This window comes from Afipia massiliensis (assembly GCF_001006325.2).
In the GTDB taxonomy this organism is placed as follows: Bacteria; Pseudomonadota; Alphaproteobacteria; order Rhizobiales; family Xanthobacteraceae; genus Afipia; species Afipia massiliensis_A.
The window spans coordinates 23,190-43,061 of record NZ_LBIA02000001.1 but is presented as its reverse complement, the minus strand read 5'-3'; the positions used below and the strand labels follow the sequence as shown (position 1 = coordinate 43,061).

At 61.6% G+C, this 19,872-nt stretch carries 17 protein-coding genes and 1 pseudogene; 11 read left to right on the top strand and 7 right to left on the bottom strand.

Going from position 1 to position 19,872, the window contains the following annotated elements; translation table 11 throughout:
• Positions 1-840: an aldo/keto reductase gene (locus YH63_RS00170; protein WP_046829360.1), complete on the top strand. Its 840-nt coding sequence runs from the start codon at positions 1-3 to the stop codon at positions 838-840.
• Here the strand turns inward: YH63_RS00170 and YH63_RS00165 are convergent.
• Positions 837-1,595, bottom strand: coding sequence for a sulfite exporter TauE/SafE family protein (locus tag YH63_RS00165; protein ID WP_046829361.1), 759 nt, complete (start codon positions 1,593-1,595; stop codon positions 837-839). The genes YH63_RS00170 and YH63_RS00165 overlap by 4 nt on opposite strands.
• Before the next feature lie 123 nt (positions 1,596-1,718).
• Here YH63_RS00165 and YH63_RS00160 point away from each other — a divergent pair, with 123 nt between their 5' ends.
• On the top strand, positions 1,719-1,976 hold the full coding sequence (locus YH63_RS00160; RefSeq protein WP_046829362.1) for a DUF6894 family protein: 258 nt from the start codon (positions 1,719-1,721) through the stop codon (positions 1,974-1,976).
• On the opposite strand, the gene YH63_RS00155 is transcribed toward YH63_RS00160, so the two are convergent.
• Positions 1,927-2,883 (bottom strand): LysR family transcriptional regulator, encoded by a 957-nt coding sequence (locus YH63_RS00155; protein ID WP_046829363.1) that lies wholly within the window; start codon positions 2,881-2,883, stop codon positions 1,927-1,929. The genes YH63_RS00160 and YH63_RS00155 overlap by 50 nt on opposite strands.
• Before the next feature lie 111 nt (positions 2,884-2,994).
• Between YH63_RS00155 and YH63_RS00150 the strand changes: the two genes are divergently transcribed.
• From YH63_RS00150 to YH63_RS00125, 6 genes are all read left to right on the top strand, one after another.
• Entirely contained in the window at positions 2,995-3,819 is an 825-nt protein-coding gene (locus tag YH63_RS00150) for a putative hydro-lyase (protein WP_046829364.1), read from the top strand.
• A gap of 82 nt (positions 3,820-3,901) precedes the next feature.
• Positions 3,902-5,143 carry an ABC transporter substrate-binding protein gene (locus YH63_RS00145; RefSeq protein ID WP_046829365.1) on the top strand — a complete coding sequence of 414 codons (1,242 nt, stop codon included), beginning with the start codon at positions 3,902-3,904 and terminating at the stop codon, positions 5,141-5,143.
• Positions 5,144-5,240: 97 nt separating this feature from the next.
• The gene (locus YH63_RS00140) at positions 5,241-6,119 is read left to right on the top strand and encodes a branched-chain amino acid ABC transporter permease (RefSeq protein ID WP_046829366.1); all 879 of its coding nucleotides are present in this window, start codon (positions 5,241-5,243) and stop codon (positions 6,117-6,119) included.
• Positions 6,119-7,129 carry a branched-chain amino acid ABC transporter permease gene (locus tag YH63_RS00135; RefSeq protein ID WP_046829367.1) on the top strand — a complete coding sequence of 337 codons (1,011 nt, stop codon included), beginning with the start codon at positions 6,119-6,121 and terminating at the stop codon, positions 7,127-7,129. The genes YH63_RS00140 and YH63_RS00135 overlap by 1 nt, the downstream gene beginning before the upstream one ends.
• Positions 7,126-7,860, top strand: coding sequence for an ABC transporter ATP-binding protein (locus YH63_RS00130; RefSeq protein ID WP_046829368.1), 735 nt, complete (start codon positions 7,126-7,128; stop codon positions 7,858-7,860). The genes YH63_RS00135 and YH63_RS00130 overlap by 4 nt, the downstream gene beginning before the upstream one ends.
• Complete coding sequence (locus YH63_RS00125; RefSeq protein WP_137325077.1) at positions 7,850-8,557, top strand: ABC transporter ATP-binding protein; 708 nt, start codon at positions 7,850-7,852, stop codon at positions 8,555-8,557. Before YH63_RS00130 ends, YH63_RS00125 begins: the two co-directional genes overlap by 11 nt.
• On the opposite strand, the gene YH63_RS00120 is transcribed toward YH63_RS00125, so the two are convergent.
• The 5 genes from YH63_RS00120 to YH63_RS00100 all read right to left on the bottom strand — a co-directional run bounded on the left by YH63_RS00120 (position 8,546) and on the right by YH63_RS00100 (position 14,389).
• Complete coding sequence (locus YH63_RS00120; protein ID WP_046829369.1) at positions 8,546-9,337, bottom strand: alpha/beta fold hydrolase; 792 nt, start codon at positions 9,335-9,337, stop codon at positions 8,546-8,548. The genes YH63_RS00125 and YH63_RS00120 overlap by 12 nt on opposite strands.
• A 3-nt stretch (positions 9,338-9,340) precedes the next feature.
• Complete coding sequence (locus tag YH63_RS00115; RefSeq protein ID WP_046829370.1) at positions 9,341-10,636, bottom strand: O-acetylhomoserine aminocarboxypropyltransferase; 1,296 nt, start codon at positions 10,634-10,636, stop codon at positions 9,341-9,343.
• Between the two features lie 55 nt (positions 10,637-10,691).
• The gene (locus YH63_RS00110) at positions 10,692-12,116 is read right to left on the bottom strand and encodes an amidase (protein WP_046829371.1); all 1,425 of its coding nucleotides are present in this window, start codon (positions 12,114-12,116) and stop codon (positions 10,692-10,694) included.
• Between the two features lie 126 nt (positions 12,117-12,242).
• A complete protein-coding gene (locus tag YH63_RS00105; RefSeq protein ID WP_046829372.1) occupies positions 12,243-13,469 on the bottom strand; it encodes an ABC transporter substrate-binding protein in 1,227 nt (408 codons plus the stop codon).
• Positions 13,470-13,516: 47 nt separating this feature from the next.
• Complete coding sequence (locus YH63_RS00100) at positions 13,517-14,389, bottom strand: SDR family oxidoreductase (RefSeq protein WP_046829373.1); 873 nt, start codon at positions 14,387-14,389, stop codon at positions 13,517-13,519.
• 109 nt (positions 14,390-14,498) lie between these two features.
• Here YH63_RS00100 and YH63_RS00095 point away from each other — a divergent pair, with 109 nt between their 5' ends.
• From YH63_RS00095 to ppc, 3 genes and pseudogenes are all read left to right on the top strand, one after another.
• On the top strand, positions 14,499-15,311 hold the full coding sequence (locus YH63_RS00095) for a crotonase/enoyl-CoA hydratase family protein (RefSeq protein ID WP_046829374.1): 813 nt from the start codon (positions 14,499-14,501) through the stop codon (positions 15,309-15,311).
• A gap of 12 nt (positions 15,312-15,323) precedes the next feature.
• Positions 15,324-16,871 (top strand): acyl-CoA synthetase, encoded by a 1,548-nt coding sequence (locus YH63_RS00090; RefSeq protein ID WP_046829375.1) that lies wholly within the window; start codon positions 15,324-15,326, stop codon positions 16,869-16,871.
• A gap of 245 nt (positions 16,872-17,116) precedes the next feature.
• A pseudogene (ppc, locus tag YH63_RS00085) lies at positions 17,117-19,855 on the top strand (phosphoenolpyruvate carboxylase); the annotation flags it as partial.
• Positions 19,856-19,872: the final 17 nt, after the last annotated feature.

Here is a 19,872-nt window from a genome sequence, read left to right as displayed (position 1 = left end):
ATGAAGTACAAATCATTCGGCGCGACAGGCAAGCAGGTCTCGGTCATCGGGCAGGGCACCTGGTACATCGATCGGGGTAATCGCGCTTCCGCTGTGGCCGCAGTGCGCAACGGTCTCGACCTCGGCATGACCCATATCGACACTGCGGAAATGTATGACGATGCGGAGCTTGTCGTCGCCGAGGCGACGGCCGGTCGTCGCGACGAGGTATTTCTGGTCTCAAAGGTGTTGCCGAGCAACGCTTCGCGCAAGGGCACGGTGCAGGCCTGCGAGCGCTCTCTGAAACGCCTCAAGACCGACCGTCTGGACTGCTACCTCTTGCATTGGCGCGGGTCATATCCGCTGGAGGATACAGTCGCGGCTTTTGAACAACTGGTGAGCGATGGAAAGATCCGCTCATGGGGCGTCAGCAATTTCGACGCGGGCGATCTTGCGGAGATTCTCGATGTCGCGGGCGAGGGGCGTATCGCCTGCAATCAGGTGCTGTATCATCTGAACGAACGCGCTATCGAACATTCGGTGATCCCGTGGTGTGAAGCCCATGGTGTCGCGGTCGTTGCCTATTCGCCGTTCGGTCATGACGATTTCCCTCATGCGCAATCGGCCGGCGGCAAGGCCTTGCAGGAGATCGCTATGCGACATGGCGCAACGCCGCGTCAGGTGGCGCTCGCGTTTCTGACGCGGTGGCCGTCGGTGTTCGCGATCCCCAAGGCTTCCTCATCGGACCATGCGGCGGACAACGCGGGAGCAGGGAGCCTGACGTTGACGGAGAGCGACATTGCCGCGATCGACAAGACGTTTCCGCTGGGCCGCGAGCCGCGCAGCCTGCCGATGCTTTAGACCACTGCCGCCACGCCCTGCCACAGCAGCAGCAGCGAGATGACGAACAGCAGCACGTAGGCGATGTTGTAGAACAATCCGGTCGGTGTTTTCCTGACCAGCCAGATGCCGGCGAAGTTCGCCAGCACCGCGATCGGCAGCAGCAGCAACGACGTCGCGAAGTTCTTTGTCGTGAACTGCGCAAGCGCAAAGTAGGGGCCGATCTTCAGGACATTGACCACCGCGAAAAAGATGGTGGTGGTGCCGACCAGCGTCAGCTTTGGCAGCCGCTGCGGCAGGACGTGAACCTGAAACGGCGGTCCGCCGCCCTGGGTCATAAACGACGTAAAGCCCGAGACGCCGCCCCAGAATACCCCGCTGATTGTGGTCGCCGGATGCGGTTCGATCCTGTTGCGACGCAGCCAGGTGTTGGCGACGAACGCCAGTCCGATCAGGCCGATAATGATCCGCACAAAGGCATCCGACAGGTGCGAGGCGAGCAGCCATCCGAGCGCCATGCCGGCAATCGCACCGGGCAACATGACTTTCAGGTTCCACGCATCCCAGTCGCGCCGGTAGACATAGATCGAGATGATGTCCTGCGTGATCAAGATCGGCAGGATCAGGGCTGCGGCTTCCAGCGGCGGCAGGTAAAGCGCCAGCAATGGTGTCGATGCGATGCCGAGACCCGAAAAGCCGCCCTTGGCCAGTCCCAGCAGGATCACCGCCGGAACCGCCACAAAATAGAACAACGGCTCGGTGATGATAGTATGCACGTCATGATTCCGTCAGATACCTTTCACTTAGGCATCAAAAGGCCCATCCAGATCAACTGCTATCGCCGCGCGGAAATGCAGGCCGCCCTTGTGGGTTTGCGGTGTCAGTCCTAGGTTTCAAATATGCCCCGTTATTTCTTCAACACCCGCATCGGCCAGACGCTTATTCCGGACCCTGAAGGCGCTGAATTGCGCGATCCCGATCACGCCTGGCGTGTGGCGCGCGCGACCATCCGGCAAATTCTTCAGGAGGAAGGTAAGGACCCGAGCCTCTTATCGGCATCTCTGGAAGTCACTGACGCTGCCGGTGAGATCGTGCTCGAATTTCCGTTCACGGAAGCGCTGGAGATACCGGACGAGCCGCCACCGTCGCAGCACTGACATTGCGCGTGGCGGCCGTGTCGACTTCGACTTGTGCGAGTTTCACGGCAAGATCGGCAACCAGTTCGGCGGCCAGCGTGTCGGGTGAGGCGAGCCAGCTTGCGGCGAATGTCAGCGTCGGTACCTGAAGATCTGTGGACAGAAGACGCAGCTGGCCTTCCGCCAGTTCGCGCTCGACGATCGCGGTCGGGATCACCGCGACGCCGATGCCGTCGGTCGCCATCCGGATCACGGTCGCCAGCGACGCGCTGGCGTGCAGCCGGATCGAGGGCAGATCGGGCCGGTTGAACAGAGAGCGCACGATTTCATAAGGCTGCGTCTTGCGTGCGAAAGTGATGATCGCGAAGCGCGCGAGATCATGAACTGTCAGCACACCGCTGCCGAGACCGAGCGAGGGGCTGGCGACAAAGGAAATCGGATAATCGCACAGCACGCGGTTGCGCACGTTCGATAACGATAACGGCCCTTGACAGAAGGCGAGGTCAATTTCCTGAGCCAGCAGGCGCGCGCGAAGATTTGGCGTGATGTCGACTTCGACTTCCAGCGACAGATTGGGATGGGTGCTGGCGACGCGCTCGATCAGTTTCGGCAGCCAGGTGTGGACGATGGTTTCCGAAACGCCGAGACGCAGCACGCCGCGCATCGCAGAGCGATCCATCACGGCGGCCAGCATCTCCGCGCGAAGCCCGATCAGCTTCTCGGCGTATTGCATCATCTGCCGCCCGCTCGGTGTCGGCATCACGGAGCGGCTGTCACGCTGCAGCAGCTTCACGCCCATCTCGGCTTCGAGCTGCGAGATGCGCTGCGAGATCGCAGGCTGGGTGGTGTTGAGTTTGCGCGCCGCGCCGCCAAAGCTCCCGAGCGTCACCACCCAGAGGAATGTTTCGATCGATTTGAAATCCACCATGCCGTAGCCCCACACCTATTAGTCCAGCTTATCGTTTCTTATAAGAAAACGCGACTAGACTTTATCGTGGGGCAATGATCCACTCTTTTTGACGAGAAATGGAGGGGTCCTATGCTCTCGGCGGCCGAACAGGTGTCTCGATCGGTTCATAGTCTCGGCGCTGGCCTGCCAAGCCGGGACGCGCGGCTGGCCTATCGGTCCGGCAAGGTTGGCGTCACCGCGGGTGTTGCGCCCGGTTATGTTCAAGGCAACCTCGCCGTCGTGCCGGAAAAACTCGCGGCATCCTTTCATCGTTTCTGCCAGCTCAATCCCAAGCCGTGTCCGATCATCGGCATGTCCGAAGTCGGCGATCCGCGGATTCCCGCGCTCGGCATCGACCTCGACATCCGCACAGATATTCCGCGCTACCGGGTCTGGCGCGACGGGCAACTAAGCGAAGAGCCCACCGACATCATGGCGCACTGGCGAGACGACCTCGTCGCCTTCGTCATTGGTTGTTCGTTTTCATTCGAGGAAGCGCTGATCGCGGACGGACTGAAAATTCGCCACATCGAGGAGAAGCGTAACGTCCCGATGTATCGCACCAACGTTCCATGCGCGTCGGCGGGACCGTTCGCAGGGCCTATGGTGGTCTCGATGCGCCCGTTCAAGCCTGCGGAAGCGATCCGCGCGATCCAGATCACCACGCGTTTCCCGGCGGTGCATGGCGCGCCAGTGCATATCGACAAGCCGGAACTGATCGGCATCAAGGATATCGCGAAGCCTGACTATGGCGACGCAGTGAGTATTCAGCCGGATGAAATGCCGGTATTTTGGGCGTGCGGAGTCACGCCGCAATCGGTCATCCTGCAGTCGCGGCCAGCCTTCGCGATCACCCATGCGCCGGGCTTCATGCTGGTGACAGACGTTCGCAATTCGGAATTTTCGATTCAGTAAGAGCCTTGCCTGCGAGTTACGACAGATCAGCCGCGAAGCCTTTGCCAGACATGAGGCCGCGTTAAACCAGGGAGTATTGTCGATGAATCGTCGCGAAGTATTGTTGTCCGGTGTTGCTCTGTCGTTGGCGGGAACGCACGCGTTTGCGCAAGCCGGCAAGGAAATCCTGATCGGTTGCATCTGGCCTCTGACAGGACCGACGGCCCAGATCGGCGCGGACGCGCGCCACGCGCTGGAAACCGCGGTCGATATCGTCAACAACTCGCACGATCTCGATCTGCCGACCGCAAAGAACGCCGGGCTTGCGGGCCTCGGTGGCGCCAAGATCAAGCTGGTTTTCGCCGATCATCAGGGCGATCCGCAGAAGGGCCGTGCCGAAGCCGAGCGCCTGATCACTCAGGACAAGGTGGTCGCTATTTGCGGCGCGTTCCATTCGTCAGTCTCGGCGACGGTCAGCGCATCCTGCGAACGCTATGGTGTCCCCTATATTGCCGCCGACTCCTCGTCGCCGAGCCTGCATCGCCGGGGCCTCAAGTTCTTCTTCCGCCCCGCAGCTCATGACGAGATGTTCTCTCTCGCGATGTTCGAGTTCATGGATGCGCTGAAGAAGAAGGGCAAGAAGATCGACACCGTCGGGCTGTTCTTCGAGGACACAATTTTCGGTACCGACTCGTCGAATGTCCAGCGCAAGCTGGCGGCGGATCGCGGCTACAAGGTTGCCGTCGACATCAAGTATCGCGCCAGTTCGCCGTCGCTGACGGCTGAAGTGCAGCAGATCAAGAGCGCCAATCCGGATGTTCTGCTGCCGTCGAGCTACACCACCGACACCATTCTTCTGATGAAGACGATGGATGAACTCGGCTACAAGCCGAACAACATTCTGGCGCAGGCGGCGGGCTTCTCCGACAAGGCGACGTTCGACGCAGTGGGCGACAAGCTGAACGGCATGATTTCGCGCGCCAGCTTCTCGCTCGACCTCGCGGCCAAGCGTCCGTCGGTCGGCAAGGTCAATGAGATGTTCAAGGCGCGCGCCAACCGCGATTTGAACGACAACACGTCACGGCAGCTGACCTGCATCCTGGTCCTCGCCGATGCCATCGACCGGGCGAAATCCACTGATGGCGAAAAGATCCGCGCGGCGCTTGCGGCCACCGATACGCCCGGCGAGAAGACGATTATGCCTTGGAAGCGCATCAAGTTCACCCCTGAGGGGCAGAACGACGATGCCGATCCGGTGTTGCTGCAGTATCTCGGCGGCAAGTTCGTGACCGTGTATCCGGCACAGGCCGCAATCGCCGAGCCGAAATGGCCGATGAATGGCTGAGACACACGGGCGCTGTCGATAAGGCAGCGCCCATTTTCTTGAACGTCCACTTGCCGCTCCTGGCGGCAGCGTCCTCCTTTGACAGAATGATTGCACAGTGACAACGCAAGCGTTTCTACAGGTGATCGCGAGCGGCCTCCTGCTGGGGTTGATCTACGCCTTGATCGCGGTCGGCCTCTCGCTGATCTTCGGATTGATGGACGTGGTGAACTTCGCCCACGGCGAGTTCCTGATGCTCGCGATGTATGCGACCTTCGGCCTGGTGCTCGCAACGACGCTCGATCCGGTTGTGCTCATGCCGCTTGTGGTGGCGCTGATGTTCGTTCTGGGCGTGTCGGTCTATGCGGGCATTATCCGCTATGCGATGCGCGCCAAGGCCAATCCCGGCATGGTGCAGATCTTCGCGACCTTTGGCCTCGCGCTGCTGATCCAGGGCCTCGCGCAGTATTTCTTCACGCCGGATTACCGCAACATCGCCAATACATGGCTCGGCGGCAAGACGCTCAACCTGGGCGGCGTGTTTCTGCCGTGGCCGCAGATTTTCGGCGGAGCGGTCTCATTGGCGGTGTTCGCCGGGCTCTACTGGCTGATCACGCGCACGGATTTCGGCAAGGCGCTCGAGGCGACGCGCGAGGATCAGGGCGCGGTGGCGCTGGTCGGCATCGACCGCAACCGTGTGTTTGCGCTCGGCTGGGGACTTGGCGCCGCGCTGGTGGGAATCGCGGGCGCGGTGCTGGCGATTTTCTATTACATTCATCCGCAGGTCGGCGGAACCTTCGCGCTGATCGCTTACGTCACCGTCGCGCTTGGCGGCTTCGGCAGTATTTTCGGCGCGCTGGTTGCGGGCGTGATCGTCGGGCTGGTGGAGGCGCTGACCACACTGATTCTGCCGGCGTCGCTGAAATCCGTCGGCGTGTATTCGCTTTATCTTCTGGTGTTGTTCGTCAGGCCGAGCGGCCTGTTCGGGAGGCTGTGATGACCCAGAGTTCTGCCGCAGCCTCATCGATGTCCGCGTTCGTCGCCAGCCGGCGGCGTCAGCTCATTACCGCGTTTGTCGTATTTGCGTTGATCGCGTTGGTGCCGCGGCTGGTGACCGACGTTTACATGATGAACGTCCTGATCCTGACATTGCTGTTCGCGGCACTTTCTCAGAGCTGGAATTTGCTCGGCGGCTATTGCGGGCAGGTCTCGCTGGGGCATGCGCTGTATTTCGGGATAGGCGCATATGCGACCAGTATTCTCTACGTGAAGTTCGGCATCACGCCGTGGGGTGGGCTTCTCGCGGGCGGGATTATCGCCGCGCTGATCGCGCTGGCGCTCGGCTACCCGTGCTTCCGGCTCAAGGGACACTATTTCTCGATCGCGACCATCGTCATCGCCGAAATTGGCTTGCTGCTGTTCCACAACTGGGACTATGCGGGCGCCGCGCTCGGCATCCAGTGGCCGTTCACGCCGGACTCGTGGTGGACGCTGCAATTCGCGCGCGACAAGGCGCCGTATTTCTACTTCGCGCTGGGCCTTTTCGCCGTCACCTGGCTGGTCACGTTCTCCATTGTTGAATCGAAGTGGGGCTATTGGTGGCGCGCGGTGAAGGACAGCGCCGATGCGGCCGAGAGCCTCGGCGTCACGATCTTCCATTCCAAGATGGCGGCGGCCGCGATCTCGGCATTCTTTACGGCGGTCGGTGGCGGGTTCTACGCGGCGTTCGTGTCCTACATCGATCCGGACAGCGTGATGCATTTCCGTTTCTCGCTGCTGATGGCGCTGCCTGCAGTGCTGGGCGGCGTCGGCTCGCTGTGGGGGCCGGCCATCGGCGCATTGATCCTGATTCCGCTGGCCGAGCTGACGCGCTCGTATCTCGGCGGCGCCGGTTCGGGGCTCGATCTCGTAATTTACGGCGGCCTTATCATGATCGTATCGCTGACGCGGCCTGAGGGCATTCTCAGCATGATCAAGCCGGCAGTGAAGCGCGAGGCGACGGCATGATCGACAATCCGCTTGTCAGCTGCCGCAGTGTGACGCGTCGTTTCGATGGGCTGGTCGCGAATGATTCCATCGATCTCGACGTCAAGCGCGGCGAAATTCTCGGGCTCATTGGCCCCAATGGTGCGGGCAAATCGACGCTGTTCAATCTGATCGCCGGTTCGTTTCCGGTGTCGTTCGGTGTTATCGAATTTGATGGCCGGGATATTACGCCGTTCCCTGCTGCCGATCGCTGCGGTCTCGGCATTGCCCGGACCTATCAGGTGCCTCGCTCGTTCGATTCCATGTCCGTGGTCGAGAATGTCACGGTCGGGGCGTTCGTGCGCTATCCCGGTGTTCTGCAGGCCCGCGCCAAGGCGCTCGATGTTCTCGACTATGTCGGCCTTGCGGCCCATGCCGATGCGTCTGCAGCGGACCTGACGCCGCCGCAGAAGCGCCGCCTCGAAGTGGCGCGTGCTTTAGCGACCGAACCGAAGCTGCTGCTGCTCGATGAAGTGCTGACCGGGCTGACACCGAGCGAAGCAGCGGCGGGTGTCGATCTGATCCGAAAGGTGAGGGAGACCGGCGTCACCGTCGTCATGGTCGAACATGTGATGGAAGTCGTCATGCCGTTAGTGGACCGCGCCGTGGTGCTGCATCTCGGCAAGGTGCTTGCGGAGGGCCTGCCCAAAGAAGTGGTGCGCGACGAGAAGGTGATCGCCGCCTATCTGGGGGATCGCCACCGTGTTGCTTGAAGTAGCGAACCTCACCACGGCCTATCGCGGCCTGATCGCGATCTCCGATATTTCGATCAACGTCGATTCCGGCGAGATCGTCACCGTCGCCGGGGCAAACGGCGCGGGCAAATCCACATTGCTGAAATCCATCGCCGGGATGGAAAAGCCGAAATCGGGAACGGTCAGTTTTGTCGGCGACCGGATCGACAACATTCCGGCGCACCTCATCACCGCGCGTGGACTGGCCTTTGTACCGGAGAACAAGCGGTTGTTCCCGCGCCTCAGTGTTGCGGACAATCTGCGGCTCGGCAGTTACCTGCATCGCGGCAGCCCGGATCGCGACAGCCCGCTTGAATTCGTGTTCAAGCTGTTTCCGCGACTCGAAGAGCGCCTATCGCAACGCGCGGCCACGCTGTCCGGCGGCGAGCAGCAGATGCTGGCGATTGCCCGCGCCCTGATGACACGGCCGCGCCTGTTGATGCTGGACGAGCCGTCGCAGGGCATCATGCCGAAGCTGGTCGATGAGATTTTTCGGGCGGTTCAGCAGATCCGCGCCAATGGCGTGACCGTTCTGTTGGTCGAACAGCGTCTGTCGGAAAGCCTCGAGATTTCCGACCGTGCGTATGTGCTGCAGACCGGCAAGGTGGTGATGAGCGGCCCGGCTGCCGACATCAGATCCAATCCGGAGGTCCGGCGGATCTACCTAGGCATGTGAAGCGATCAGTGCCTTCAGCACATCGTCCGGCCGTTCCGCTGTCAGCATGTGGCCTGCGCCCGGCAGCACCACCGGCGTCGAGCCGGAAATCGCGGCCGCGAGTTGCCTGCCCGATTTGAGCGGCGTCATCATGTCCCGTTCGCCGAGAATGAGTGTGGTTGGTGCGGTGACCTTCGCCGCAGCAGCGAGCGCGTCCTTGTAGTCGTTGCAGGCGGCGAGATCGTTATGGAGCGCGCCCGGTTTGCCAAGTTCGAGTACGCGCTGGCCGCCACCCATCATCCACAGGCCGGGCGCCTGCGAGCCGCCGAGACCTGCGGCGAACCCGAAGCCCCAAATCGAGACCATGTCGATGGCGTCGTGGTTGTTGTCCTTTGCCGCATTGAGCAGGTCAGGGGACACCGGCATCGCCCCGCCGACGCCGATTAGCGAGAGCGCGGAAATCCTGTCGGGATAGCGCGCGGCGGCATCCAGCGCGACCAGCGAACCCATTGAATGACCGACCAGCCCGGCCTTCTTCGCGCCTGCGGCGTCGATCAGCTTGATCGTCCAGTCCGCCATGCCTGCGATGGACGCAATGGGTTGTCCCTTGGAGCGCCCATGCCCCGGAAGATCCGGTGCCAGCACGCTGTAGCCGTGATGGGAAAACCACCGGCTGAACAGTGCCCACATCGAATGATCGAACCCGGCGCCGTGCAGGAAAACAACCAGCGGCAGTTCCGGATTGAAGGGCTTGCCGCCCGTCGTTGCGAATACCTCAGCGCCGTCCACAGTCAAAATCATGTCTCAAGCTTTCTGCGAAAAGCGAAGCGCCTGGCCGAGGTCGCCGATGATGTCGTCAGCGGCTTCGATGCCGATGGAGAGGCGAATGAGTTCTTCGCCGATGCCTGCGACCTTCAACTGCTCTGCGTTCATCTGCTGATGCGTCGTGCTGGCGGGATGGATAACCAGCGTCTTGGCGTCACCGACATTGGCGACATGGCTGACGAGTTTCAGCGCCTCGATGAACTTGCGTCCAGCGTCGCGTCCGCCCTTGATGCCGAAGGTGATGATCGAACCCGCGCCGCGCGGCAGCAGTTGTTTCGCCAGCGCATGGTCGGGGTGGCTCTCGAGCGAGGGATGCAGCACCCACTCGACGGCTTTGTTCGCGGTGAGGAAAGTCAGCACGGCAGCGGCGTTCTCGACATGACGTTGCATGCGGACATGCAGCGTCTCCGCGCCTTGCAGGATCTGGAAGGCATTGGTGGGTGACATGCAGGCGCCGAAATCGCGCAGACCCTCGGCGCGGGCGCGCATGATGAAGGCCTGCGGCCCGAATTCTTCGCTGAAGACGATGCCGTGATAGCCGGCATAGGGCGTGGTCAGTGTCGGGAACTTGCCGGATTTCTCCCAGTCGAAGTGACCGCCGTCGACGATCACGCCGCCGATCGCGATGCCGTGGCCGCCGATCCATTTGGTGATCGAGTTCATGACGATATCTGCGCCCATCTCGATCGGGCGGGCGAGGTAGGGCGTCGCAAACGTATTGTCGATCAGAAGCGGGATACCGGCGTCGTGCGCGATTTTCGCAACCGCCGGGATGTCGAGCACTTCGAGGCCGGGATTGCCGATGGTTTCGCCGATCACGAGCCTGGTGTTCGGCTTGATCGCGGCGCGGAGGGCGTCGAGATCACGCGGCTTGACGAAGGTCGTGGTGATGCCGAAGCGTGGAAGTGTGTGCGTCAGCAGGTTGATGGTGCCGCCATACAGCGAAGCGGAGGCTACGATGTGATCGCCCGCGCCGAGAAGCGTCACGATGGCCAGATGCATCGCCGCCATGCCGCTGGCGGTGCAGACCGCGCCGACGCCGTTTTCAAGTGCGGCGAGGCGTTCTTCCAGCACCGCAATGGTCGGATTGGAAATGCGGGTATAGATGTGTCCGGCGCGTTCCAGGTTGAACAACGCGGCCGCATGGTCCGCATCCTGAAACACGTAGGACGTCGTCTGATGGATCGGAACGGCGCGCGAGCCCGTGACCGGATCGGGATGCTGGCCCGCATGCAGGCTGAGCGTGTCGAACGCAGGAGGTTTTGGCGCTGCCATCTATTCTCTCACAGATTGAGGGGATATGTTTCATGCAAGGTCGCCGATTGCAAGCTCAGGTGCCCGGCCGCGGATCGATCGGGGTGAGGGCTCCCAGTCCGAGAATGGTTTCGAGCAGTTTCCCGCCCGCCAGCACGCGGGCCTCGCCGCGGGGTGCCGCGACAATCTGCAGTCCGACCGGAAGGCCTTCGCGCGTGAATCCACAAGGAATCGACATCGCCGGGCAGCAGGCAACCGTGATCGCCGACACCATCGCGAGCCAGCCGACGTAGTTGTCGAATTTGACGCCGTTGCATTCGGCGAGATAACGCTGTTCGACCGGGAACGGCGCGACAATGGTGGTCGGGCACAGCAGCAGATCGTAGGTCTCGAAGAAGGCGAGGGCGCGATTGGTGAGCGTGACGCGCTGCGCCTCGGCACGTTCGATATCGGCCAGCGTCAGCTTGAGGCCTTCCTCGATGTTCCAGATCACCTCCGGCTTCAACTGATCGCGGTGCTGCTTGAGGAGTTTTCCCTTGGTCAGCACGTAGTCGTAGGCCCGCAGCACGTGCGCGCATGCAACCGCCTCGCTGAAATCCGGGTGGGCTTCCTCGACGATCACGCCGGCTTCGGCAAATCGTTGCGCGGCCTTGCGCGTGATCTCGGCGACTTCCGGATCGACCGGTGAAATCCCGAGATTGGCGGAATAGGCGATGCGCTTTGGCTTTTTGCCGGAGCGGGCGGCGGCGAGAAAGGATGTTGGCAGAACGGGCAGGGATAGCGGATCTCCGGGATGCTCGCCCGACATCGCGTCCAGCATCAGCGCGAGATCTTCAACATTGCGGGCCATCGGCCCGTCGGCGCTGAGCGTACGGTCGATCTTTGCGGCTTGGGAATGGGCGACGCGGCCGATGCTGGGGCGCATGCCGACGACGCCGCAGAAACTGGCCGGATTGCGGAGCGATCCGCCCACATCGGTGCCGTGGGCGAGCCATGCGGTGCCGGTTGCGAGCGCCGCCGCAGCGCCGCCGGACGACCCGGACGCCGAGCGTGACAGGTTCCACGGATTGAGCGTCGCGCCGAAGACCTCGTTGAAGGTCTGCGCGCCCGCGCCGAATTCCGGCGTGTTGGATTTGGCGTAGATCACCGCGCCGTTCATCTCGAGATTTTCGACGACGATGTTGGATTTTGTCGCGATGCTGTTCTTGAAGATCGGCGAGCCCTGTGTGGTGAGCACGCCCGCGACGTCTGTCAGATCCTTGATTGGCACCGGCATACCGGCGAGCAGGCCGCGCTCGCCGACGGGCTTCTTCATCAGCCGGTCGGCATGGGCGCGGGCACGGTCGAAGCAGAGCGTGGGCAGGGCGTTGACCTGACCATCGACTTTGTGAATTCGGGATTCCAGCGCGTCGAGCAGATCGTGGGGCGTAATGTCGTTTTTGCGCAGCCGCTCGACAATGTCGCAGGCCGTCGCCTGCACGAGTTCTTCACTGGATCCCACGAAATCGCCTCCCGTTTATTGGTTTCTTGGGGCCAATATAGCGGGAGGCGTTCGAATGGCGAGGCGAAATTGAGAGATATCCGCCTCGCTCAACTCAAGTCACGTCAGCGCAGAGTGCATGGTGCCTTAGCGTTCACCGCCGGCTTCGCCGTCAAGGACGCCGCCGAACAGCTCCCAGCGCTCGCCCTTGAACCGCATCAGTTGCAGCTGTTCGATGGGCGAGAAGTCCGTCGCGCTGGTGCTGATCAAAATACCAGGCAGCAAGCCACCCTGCTGGAGCCCCTTGATGTTGGCAGCCTGCTTCATGACGTTGGCGCGGGTGAGATCATCGCCGCACTGCTTCAGCACTGCGGCCATGGTCTGCGCCATGTTGTAGCCGGTGAGAAGGGAACTGTCCGCGACGTTGGCTTCGGGTACATACTTGGCGTGAAACGCCTTGAATTCCTTCATGCCGGGATCGTTGTTCCACTGCGGGTCGGATGCATCCTTTGCGTAGGAGGCGGAAATAACACCCTGCGCGTTATCCAAACCCGCAGGCTTCATCACGGTCGCTGTCGATGCGCTGACGTTGGCGATGATCATCGTGGGCTTCCAGCCGAGTTCGCCGACCTTTTTGATGGTCTGCGCGCCGAACTTGGGTGTCGTGAAGATCACGAGAACGTCGGGGTTCAGCGACTTCAGCTTGACGATGTGGGAATCGATGGTCGGCTCCGACAGCTCGTAGCTTTCTTCCGCAACGATCATGGACTTCTTGGCGCCCAGGCCATCCTGAATCCCCTTCAGGTAATCCTTGCCGAAGTCGTCGTTCTGATAGAGCACGGCGATCTTGGCGTCAGGTTTCTCCTTCAGGAGATACTTCGCATAGATGCGGCCTTCGCTCTGGTAGCTCGGCAGCCAGCCCATGGTCCACGGAAACGCCTTTGGATCGTTCCACTTGGTCGCGCCGGTCGCGAGGAACAGGTGCGGCGTCTTCTTGGCGTTCATGTATTTCTGGATCGCCGAGTTTGACGGCGTGCCGAGCGCGCCGAACACCAGCAGCACTTCGTCGCTTTCGACCAGCTTGCGGGTCTGCTCGACCGCTTTCGGCGGGCTGTAGGCGTCGTCATATGAAATGAAGTTGACCTTGCGGCCGTTGATGCCGCCTTCTTCATTAAGCTTCTTGAAATAGCCTTCCATCGCCTTGCCGACGACGCCATAGGCTGAAGCGGGGCCGCTATAGGGAATGATGTTGCCGATCTTGATCTCTGTATCGGTTGCGCCCGTATCGTATTTTTTCTGGGCCATGGCGCTTCCGGTCGCGGCGACCAGAAATCCTGCCGCAACAGCAGCGCATAGCGGTTTCGTGAAACGCATTCAGTTTCTCCCTGTTTGATTTTTATCTGGACGGACGTGGCGAACGCTTAAGCGCGCTTCGCCTTGTCCTTTTCGTTTTGCGCCATGATGGCGTCGCGTGCTGCGCTCCAGTCGGAATCCTTCCAGTCGCGCAATTGGTAGAAGTTGCCACCCATGGCCAGCGCCTGCGCGCCGTCCATCGCGATGGTCTCGCCGTTGATCCAGTCGCAGCCGCCGGAAATCAGGAACGTCGCGAGGTTTTCCAACTCGCTCATGTGACCGACGCGGCCCATCGGGTTCATGGCGATCGTGCGCGCGCCGGCTTCGTCGCCGGGCTTGATGCGCTTGCTCATGCCTTCCGTCGGAATTTCACCGGGCGCGATGGTGTTGAGCCGAATGCCGTAACGGCCCCATTCGGTGGCGAGCGACATGGTCATGGCATGAATCGCGGACTTGCTCATGGCCGAGGGGACCACGTAGGGGCTGCCGTTGCGCACCCACGTCACGGTGATGGAGACGACGTTGCCGCGATGGCCGCCTGCGATCCAGCGCTTGCCGACCGCATGGGTGACATAGAACGTGCCGTGCATCACGATGTTGGCGACCGCATCGAAGCCGCGCGGCGAGAGATCCTGCGTGCGTGAAATGAAATTTCCCGCCGCATTGTTGATCAGGTCGGTGAGGGGGCCGTCCTTGAATGCTTCCTCGATCATCGCATCGACAGCAGCGGAATCGCGAATATCGACGCCATGGGCCGTGACCTTGCCGCCGTGCAGTTTCATCAATTCGGCGGCGGTCTCCTCGCAGACGCCTTTGCGGCGGCCGCAGATGTGGATTTCCGCGCCAAGGCTGAGAAACTTCGCGGCCATGGCCTTGCCGAGCCCAGTGCCGCCGCCGGTTACCAGGATTTTGCGGCCCGCGAGAAGTCGATCTGTGAACATGTGCAATCCTGCCCTGATAGAATTTGTTGATTAGTTAGTTGATTAATTAAAACAGGGTGGGCTAACTCTGTAAAGAGAAGAGATCAAAAACAATCAGGGAGAGAATGCCATGTCCGCCACCAGCGATCGCATTACGGTTTCGATGTCGGAGGGTGTGGCCGACGTTCGTCTGGTCCGCGCCGACAAGATGAATGCGCTGGATGCAGCGATGTTCAATGCGCTGGTCGACACGGCAGCTCGGCTCAAGAACGAAAAGGGGCTGCGCGCAGTGGTGCTGTCCGGCGAAGGCCGTGCGTTCTGCGCAGGTCTCGATATGGGGCGGTTTTCCGCGATGGGCGACGGCAGCAGTGATCTGCGTGATCTTGCCAAGCGCACGCACGGCCTCACCAATCATTCGCAGCAGGCAGTCTGGGGCTGGCGGCAGTTGCCGGTGCCGGTAATCGCTGCCGTGCACGGCGTTGCGTTCGGCGGCGGCTTCCAGCTCGCCCTCGGCGCCGACATGCGCTTCCTCGCTCCGGACGCGCGCATGTCGATCATGGAAATCAAATGGGGGCTGGTGCCAGATATGGCGGGAACACCGATTCTCGCCAGCCTGGTCCGCGACGATATCCTGCGCGACCTGACCTTCACCGGCCGGATTTTCTCCGCGCAGGAGGCCATGAGCTACGGCCTTGCGACACGGATCTGCGACGATCCTCGTTCGGTTGCGCTCGAGACCGCGCGCGACATTGCCGGCAAGAGCCCGGACGCCATCCGCGCCATCAAGCGGATGCTGAACAGCCTGTCCACCAGCAATCCCGGACCGGCGTTGCTGGCGGAATCGGTGGAGCAGATGAAACTCATGGGAACGCCCAACCAGACCGAGGCGGTGCGCGCCAACATCGAAAAACGCGCGCCGAAATTTGCTGACGGCTCGAACTGAACGGGTGAATGGATGTCAGCTTCGGTTAAACGTGAGACGGGAATCGTCAGCGGTGACCGCCGCAAGACGCGCGATGAGGTCAACGAGCGGGCGGGTCTGATCGCAGGCGGGCTTGCCGCGCTCGGCGTCAAGCAAGGCGACAGCGTTGGAATCCTGATGCGCAATGACATTGCGTTTCTCGAGTCGGCATATGCTGTCATGTCGCTCGGGGCCTATGCGGTTCCGATTAACTGGCATTTCAAGGGCGATGAAGTTGCCTATGTCATGGGCGATTCCGGCGCGCGTGTGCTGATCGGCCACGCCGATCTGCTGCACGGGCTCGATGGCGTCGTTCCCGCCGGTGTCACCATGCTCAGCCTGCCGCCTCCGCCGGAAATCGCCGCAAGCAACCGGATCGATCCTGCGCTTTGCCTGGCTGCGCGTGGCACCATCGATTTCGACACATGGCTTGCCAAGCAAACGCCATATGACGGTCCCGCGCTGCCGCAGCCGCAGAATATGATCTACACGTCCGGCACTACCGGGCACCCCAAGGGCGTCAAGCGCTATGCGCCCACGCCGGAGCAAAGCGCGTCGATGGAAGCGATGCGCGCGCTGATCTATGGACTGAAGCCCGGCGTGCGTGCGCTTCTGCCGGGGCCGCTGTATCACTCCGCGCCCAATGCGTTCGGCCTGCGCGCCGGACGGCTCGGCGATCTGCTGGTCATCATGCCGCGCTTCGACGCCGAGGAGTTCCTGCGGATCATCGATCAGCAGAAGATCGACAACGTCTTCATGGTGCCGACGATGTTCACCCGGCTCCTGAAGCTGCCCGAGCATGTTCGTAAGTCCTACGACGTTTCTTCCCTGCGCCATATCATCCATGCCGCAGCGCCATGTCCGGCCGACGTCAAACGCGCCATGATCGAGTGGTTCGGCCCGGTAATTTACGAATTCTACGGCAGCACGGAATCCGGCGCGGTGACGTTCGCCAACTCCGAGGATGCGCTGAAGAAGCCCGGCACGGTGGGGAAGATTTCCCCCGGCGCCGAACTGCGGTTCATCGGCGACGACGGTCGGATTTTGCCGCAGGGGGAGATCGGTGAAATCTATTCGCGCATCGCCGGAAATCCCGATTTCACCTATCACAACCGGCCCGAGAAACGCTCTGAAATCGAACGGGACGGTTTCATCACCAGCGGCGATGTCGGCTACATCGATGCGGATGGCTACGTCTTTATCTGTGACCGCAAGCGCGACATGGTGATCTCCGGTGGCGTCAACATCTATCCGGCCGAGATCGAGGCTGTGCTGCATGGACTTCCCGGCGTGCACGACTGCGCCGTGTTCGGAATTCCCGACGAGGAGTTCGGCGAGGCGCTGATGGCGGTGGTCGAGCCCCAACCGGAAGCCAAACTTGACGTTGCCGCGATCCGTGAACAGCTGAAGCTCTCGCTGGCGGGCTACAAGGTGCCCAAGCATATTGAAGTCCAGCAGAATCTTCCGCGCGAGGATTCCGGCAAGATCTTCAAGCGGCGGCTGCGCGATCCGTATTGGGAGCGCGCCGGACGCAAGATTTAGCGCGTTTTCAGGCGGAACGGTTGCCGTTTCTTGCGGGAAGCATGCGGCATCACAAGCCGGCCGCCGAAGCGGTTGAGCAAAATGCGCCGGGGATGAGTATTCCGGTGCTTGCGCCGTTGTGCAAAAATTGCGACTGGAGGAACACCGGTTTTTTTCGCGCAAACGGATCATCCATGTCGGAGACATCTTCGTCCAGAACGCGTGACACCCGGCTTCGGGACGGCGATAGTCCGTTATCCGACGATGATGCGCTGCTGCGCGCCGACATCCGGCGGCTTGGGCGCATTCTCGGCGATACCGTGCGCGACCAGGAGGGGGCCGACGTCTTCGATCTGGTCGAACGTATCCGGCAGACCTCGATCCGCTTCCATCGCGATGACGACAAGCCGGCGCGGCTTGAACTGGAAACCATTCTGGACGGCATGTCGATTGCCGAAACCGTTCGCATCGTGCGCGCGTTCAGCTATTTTTCGCATCTGGCCAATATCGCCGAAGACCAGAACAACATCCGCCAGCGGCGTGCGCAGGACATGGCGGGAACGGCCTCGCGCCCCGGCACGCTGTCGCGTGCGTTGGCGCGCGCAAAGGAGGCCGGGATCGATGCCGACGCGCTGCGGACGTTCCTTGCCAAGGCGCTGGCTAGCCCGGTTCTGACCGCACATCCCACCGAAGTCCGCCGCAAGAGCACGATCGACCGCGAAATGGAAATCGCTTCCGTGCTCAATACGCGTGAGCGGACCCAGATGACGGTCGATGAAATCGCGGCGAGCGACGAGCAATTGCGCCGCGCCGTAGTGACGCTGTGGCAGACCAACCTGCTACGCCGGACCAAGCTGACTGTGCTGGACGAGGTCGCCAACGGCCTGTCGTTCTATGACTATACATTCCTGCGCGAAGTGCCGCGGCTGCATTGCTCGCTGGAAGACCGGCTGGCCGAAGAGGGCGGCAGCGCCGCCGATGCGCAGGATGCGCCAGGGCTTGCGACGTTCCTCAAGATGGGAAGCTGGATCGGCGGGGACCGCGACGGCAATCCCTTTGTCACCGCTGACGTGATGCGTGGAACATTGCAGATGCAGAGCACGCGCGTGCTTCGCTTCTATCTCGCCGAACTGCATGAGCTCGGCGGCGAGCTGTCGCTGGCCACCCATCTCGCGGATGTATCGCCTGAGTTGCGCGCGTTGGCGCAGCAATCGCCTGACCCGTCACCCCACCGGAGCGGCGAGCCTTATCGCCTGGCTGTGTCCGGCATCTACGCGCGCCTTGCCGCGACTGCGCTGAAGCTCAAGATCGAAACCAGCCGGCCTCCGGTCGGTCATGCCGAGGCTTATGCGGGACCGGCGGAACTGGCCCGCGACCTTGACGTGCTGCACGCCTCGCTGGTCGCCAACAACTCGCTGGTGATTGCACGCGGAAGGCTGCGGCATCTGCGCCGCGCAGTGGATTGCTTCGGTTTCCATCTTGCCGCGCTCGACATGCGGCAAAACTCCGCGGTGCACGAGCGCACCATTGCGGAACTCTTTGAGGCGGCGGCACCCGGCACGAACTATCGAGAATTGCCGGAAGACTCGCGGATCGCGTTGCTGTCGCGCGAGCTGAACACCGCGCGTCCACTGGCGTCGCCGTTTGTTGCCTATGGCGAAGAGACGATCAAGGAACTCGCTGTGCTGCGCGCGGCCGCTGAAGCGCATGCGGTGTTCGGCGGTGCGGTCATTCCCCAGTGCATCATCTCGATGACCGAGGGCGCATCCGACCTGCTCGAGGTCGCAGTACTACTGAAAGAAGCGGGTTTGGTGGCGCCGGACGGCACCAGCCGCCTGAACATCGTGCCGCTGTTCGAGACTATCGACGATCTGCGGCAATGCGCGCAAATCATGGACAGCCTGTTCGCGCTGCCCGAGTATCGCCGTCTCGTCGACAGCCGCGGCGGCATTCAGGAAGTCATGCTCGGCTATTCGGACAGCAACAAGGACGGCGGCTTTGTCACCTCGGGCTGGGAACTTTACAAGGCCGAGATCAGTCTCGTTGAGGTATTCGAGCGCCATGGCGTACGGCTTCGTCTGTTCCATGGGCGCGGCGGTTCGGTCGGCCGCGGCGGCGGGCCAAGCTACGATGCGATTCTGGCGCAACCGGGCGGAGCGGTGAATGGGCAGATCCGTATCACCGAGCAGGGCGAAATCATTTCCAGCAAGTATTCCAACGCCGACGTCGGCCGTCACAATCTTGAAATTCTCGCGGCCGCGACGCTGGAAGCAAGCCTGTTGCAACCGAAGCACTCCGCGCCGCGCGACGAGTACATCGCCGCGATGGAGGAGCTCTCGAATCTTGCTTATGCGGCCTACCGCAACCTGGTTTATGAAACCGAAGGCTTCGAGGACTATTTCTGGGCGTCTACCGTCATTTCGGAAATCTCGACGCTGAACATCGGCAGCCGCCCGGCCTCGCGCACCAAGACGCGCAAGATCGAAGACCTGCGCGCGATCCCATGGGTGTTCAGTTGGGCGCAATGCCGGCTGATGCTGCCGGGCTGGTATGGTTTCGGCAGCGCGGTTGATGCCTGGGTCAAGCAGAATCCCGACAAAGGAATCGCGTTCCTGCAGGAACTGTATCGCGAGTGGCCGTTTTTCCAGACACTGCTGTCGAACATGGACATGGTGCTTTCAAAGAGCAGCATCGCAATCGCGTCGCGCTATGCGGATCTCGTCCCGGATGAGAAGTTGCGCAGCACTATTTTCGGCCGCATTCGTGCCGAGTGGCATGATTCCATCGAGACCTTGCTGACGATCATGGGGCACGACCGGCTGTTGCAGGGAAATCCTCTGCTCGAACGCTCGATCCGCAACCGCTTTCCATATCTCGATCCGCTCAACCACGTGCAGGTTGAACTGCTCCAGGCACATCGGGCGCAAAGCACGGACGAGCAGGTGCTGCGCGGCATTCAGCTCACCATCAACGGAATTTCGGCAGGGCTGCGCAACAGCGGCTAATAATCAAAAACAACGGA

What these genes read in the sequence shown, in the direction of transcription:
- YH63_RS00170 (WP_046829360.1), top strand. Translation starts at nt 1, where the DNA reads ATGAAGTACAAATCATTCGGCGCGACAGGCAAGCAGGTCTCGGTCATC.
- YH63_RS00160 (WP_046829362.1), top strand. Translation starts at nt 1,719, where the DNA reads ATGCCCCGTTATTTCTTCAACACCCGCATCGGCCAGACGCTTATTCCG.
- YH63_RS00155 (WP_046829363.1), bottom strand. Translation starts at nt 2,883, where the DNA reads ATGGTGGATTTCAAATCGATCGAAACATTCCTCTGGGTGGTGACGCTC.
- YH63_RS00150 (WP_046829364.1), top strand. Translation starts at nt 2,995, where the DNA reads ATGCTCTCGGCGGCCGAACAGGTGTCTCGATCGGTTCATAGTCTCGGC.
- YH63_RS00145 (WP_046829365.1), top strand. Translation starts at nt 3,902, where the DNA reads ATGAATCGTCGCGAAGTATTGTTGTCCGGTGTTGCTCTGTCGTTGGCG.
- YH63_RS00135 (WP_046829367.1), top strand. Translation starts at nt 6,119, where the DNA reads ATGACCCAGAGTTCTGCCGCAGCCTCATCGATGTCCGCGTTCGTCGCC.
- YH63_RS00130 (WP_046829368.1), top strand. Translation starts at nt 7,126, where the DNA reads ATGATCGACAATCCGCTTGTCAGCTGCCGCAGTGTGACGCGTCGTTTC.
- YH63_RS00120 (WP_046829369.1), bottom strand. Translation starts at nt 9,337, where the DNA reads ATGATTTTGACTGTGGACGGCGCTGAGGTATTCGCAACGACGGGCGGC.
- YH63_RS00115 (WP_046829370.1), bottom strand. Translation starts at nt 10,636, where the DNA reads ATGGCAGCGCCAAAACCTCCTGCGTTCGACACGCTCAGCCTGCATGCG.
- YH63_RS00105 (WP_046829372.1), bottom strand. Translation starts at nt 13,469, where the DNA reads ATGCGTTTCACGAAACCGCTATGCGCTGCTGTTGCGGCAGGATTTCTG.
- YH63_RS00100 (WP_046829373.1), bottom strand. Translation starts at nt 14,389, where the DNA reads ATGTTCACAGATCGACTTCTCGCGGGCCGCAAAATCCTGGTAACCGGC.
- YH63_RS00095 (WP_046829374.1), top strand. Translation starts at nt 14,499, where the DNA reads ATGTCCGCCACCAGCGATCGCATTACGGTTTCGATGTCGGAGGGTGTG.
- YH63_RS00090 (WP_046829375.1), top strand. Translation starts at nt 15,324, where the DNA reads ATGTCAGCTTCGGTTAAACGTGAGACGGGAATCGTCAGCGGTGACCGC.